Source organism: Vibrio sp. 10N.222.49.A3 (assembly GCF_041475145.1).
Classification (GTDB): domain Bacteria; phylum Pseudomonadota; class Gammaproteobacteria; order Enterobacterales; family Vibrionaceae; genus Vibrio; species Vibrio tasmaniensis_A.
In genome coordinates, this window is sequence record NZ_JBFRVM010000064.1 from 1 (window position 1) to 2,926 (window position 2,926).

Genomic DNA, 2,926 nt, shown 5'->3' on the forward strand with positions numbered 1-2,926 from the left:
GCGTGCAACTTTCACTGCACTGGGCTCAAGCCTCCGCGAAGGCGTACTATGTACACCCACTTGCCAATAAGGCAGATTTTGCAATGCACATTTGAAGCTTCAATACTTACGACCAAAGCTATTCTGGTTAAAGAGTAGCGTTGATGTTCATTAGGAGAGGCACTAACTTTATATAAAGTCATCATTTGCGTTTCTCCTTTAATAAAGTTCCTCAAATCATCTTGCAACGGGAGACCCGCTGGAAGTAGGCTCACTTTCGTGCCAGACATAAGTCTGTATCTGCATCATTACAATACAGCATTAGCTTTCTCCAGCATCCTCTACCTGCACCACTATCGGCTTTCTTCGCAGAAAGCTTTCCCATGAAGGAATGATACAGGCTTACGGTGTTCCGTATGTCGCGTAATGTCAGGTTAGATGCCCACTCTGGTGCGGAGAGCTTAATGACCACGAAAGAGTACTGCCCAACTTCTTTCCCGCTCTCGTTGCCTTTTGGCCACAGCGTATTAACCACTTCCGCTGCTTCTCATGTGACGCACCTGTCGGGTGGACGACACTTGTTACCAAGTGCCGTCTCCCTAAGAACCGTACGTGCAACTTTCACTGCATACGGCTCAAGCCTCCGCAAAGGCATCGTTTGATACCCAGCAACTTATAAAGCAGTTAAAACAGGATCGTTCCAAGAGTTGCGAGCTTTCCTTTTGAATTTTCTCTTCGCCAAGTATTCTTGGTGCTGAGGGTCAAATGGCGTTGCGGCACTTCGGATTTTCACATGTCTTTCTATTGATACTTTGGCTATTTGAAATAGATTGAACTGACAATCCATATTCATTATCTTCTGCCAACCGTGAAATTGCCATTGGCCTTTTCGGTTGATGAAGTACTTATGGGTGACCCAACTTTTTGATTTAGTTGGGTGACGCCTAATAGCCCAGAGCCATAATGCTTGGAATAGTTGGTGTCCAACGTATCCGAAAACTCGTTTAGCAACACAGTGGCGATAGTAATTCGCCCATCCCCGTATTTTGGGGTTTATCATTTTGATAAGGTTATTTACGGGGATCGTTGCGTGAGTTTTGATGAGTCTACGCAAGTTACTTAAGAATGACAGTACATTGGTTTTACTCGGTTTTATGAGTAGCTTTCCTTTGTATTTTCTGTGGTTAAACCCTAGAAAATCGAATCCATCATCAATATGAGTTGTGCGTGTTTTTTCATCGGAAAGTGTTAGACCTCTTTCTAGTAGAAATTCAGTAATCAATGGCTTTATGTCGTTCTCTAATACATCCTTTGATGTACAAGTGACAACAAAATCATCAGCGTATCCAATAAAGTTGGCTCTTGCTTTCTTCTTAAGAGCCAAGGACTTTATTTGTTGTTCAAGCCCTGCGAGAGTGATTAGCATTAATGTTGGAGAAATTATGCCACCTTGTGGCGTGCCTTCTTCCGTACGATAAAACAACCCTTTATCTACAAAACCAGACTTCAACCATTGTTCCAACATACGCTTGTCTACAGCGATGTTATCAAGAAGCCATTGGTGCCCGATTTTATCAAAACAGGATTTAATATCTCCTTCAAGAACCCATTTAGCTGCCTTCTTTTGAGCCAAGCATAAGAAAGACTGCGCTATTGCATCAGTAGTGCTTCGGTTTGGTCTGAAGCCGTAACTATTTGGGTCTGAAATTGTTTCCGAGATAGGCTCCAAAGCAAGGAGGTGGAGTGCTTGTTGCGCTCTATCTGCCATACAAGGAATACCAAGTGGTCGAAGCTTACCGTTCTTTTTAGGGATGTAGATACGCTTGAGTGGTTTAGCTTGATAAGCTTTTCGACTCAATTGATTCACTGCATTCATGCGACGTGCATCTGTATTCCAGAGCACGCCATCTATTCCAGGCGTTTTACTACCTTTGTTTTGAGATACTCGCTTAACAGCAAGAAGTTTTGCTGAACGAGAATGGGTTAGTATCCACTGTAAGGCTTTTGCTTTACCGTGATTACCTTCTCTAGTTGCCTTTGCGATACGCATTTGGAGCTTTAAGACATGCGCCTCCACAGCCTTCCAGTTAATGGATTGCCATTGTGCACTGTCAGAAGATGCACTAATCTCGTTCGAAATCATCATTTGCTTTTCTTCCTTAATAAAGTTCTTCAAACTCTCTCGCAACGGGAGACCAGTTGGAAGTGGGCTCACTTTCGTGATCAGGCATGTGCCTGTATCTGCATCATTACAATCCAGCTTTCGCTTTCTCCAACCTCCTTTACCTGCATCACTATCGGCCACATAGGCTTTCCCAGAGGGAGTGATACAGGCTTACCATGTTCCGTATGTCTCGTAATGTCAGGGTAGATGCCCACTATAAGGCGGAGAGCATTTCGATCACGAAAGAATACACACAAACTTCTTTCCTACTCTCGTTGCTTATTTAGCTACAGCGTCTAAACCACTTCCGCTGCTTGTGAAATTACGCATCTGACGTGGATTCACTTCTGTTCATCATACTGACTCCCTAGCACTTACCCGATTTATGTGGTTATCAGGAGGATCTTCCTCTCGCGATTCAGTTCCCGTCCATCAGATAGACTTTGTTACATTGTCAGGCTCGCTTCTTTATTCAGAGCCGTAGGGTCATTTGGTGATACAAATGGTTCGCTCTTTTCGTGGCGAACAACGATTCATACGACTTCATGTCGCACTAAATGGATTCACATATGTTCATCATACTGACTCCCTAGCACTCACCCGATTTGTGGTTGTCAGGAGGAAGTTCTTCTCACGATTTACTTCCCGCCAAGTAGTTACTTGACTTCGTTACATTGTCTGGCTCGCTACTTTATTCAGAGCCATAGGGTCATCTGGTGATACAGATGGTTCACGCTTTCGTGGTGAACAACGCTTCATACGACTTCACGTCGCACGGGCAGA

The 2,926-nt window shown here is 44.0% G+C and carries 2 protein-coding genes; one reads left to right on the forward strand and one right to left on the reverse strand.

What is annotated here, in order from left to right; all coding sequences use genetic code 11:
- Positions 1–395 precede the first annotated feature (395 nt).
- A complete protein-coding gene (locus tag AB4589_RS12640) occupies positions 396–641 on the forward strand; it encodes a hypothetical protein (RefSeq protein ID WP_186437162.1) in 246 nt (81 codons plus the stop codon).
- Positions 642–652: 11 nt separating this feature from the next.
- On the opposite strand, the gene ltrA is transcribed toward AB4589_RS12640, so the two are convergent.
- Positions 653–2,125, reverse strand: coding sequence for a group II intron reverse transcriptase/maturase (gene ltrA / locus AB4589_RS12645; RefSeq protein WP_182796477.1), 1,473 nt, complete (start codon positions 2,123–2,125; stop codon positions 653–655).
- Positions 2,126–2,926 lie beyond the last annotated feature (801 nt).

Coding starts and splice junctions, on each gene's coding strand:
- AB4589_RS12640 (WP_186437162.1), top strand. CDS start 396: ATGTCGCGTAATGTCAGGTTAGATGCCCACTCTGGTGCGGAGAGCTTA.
- ltrA (WP_182796477.1), bottom strand. CDS start 2,125: ATGATGATTTCGAACGAGATTAGTGCATCTTCTGACAGTGCACAATGG.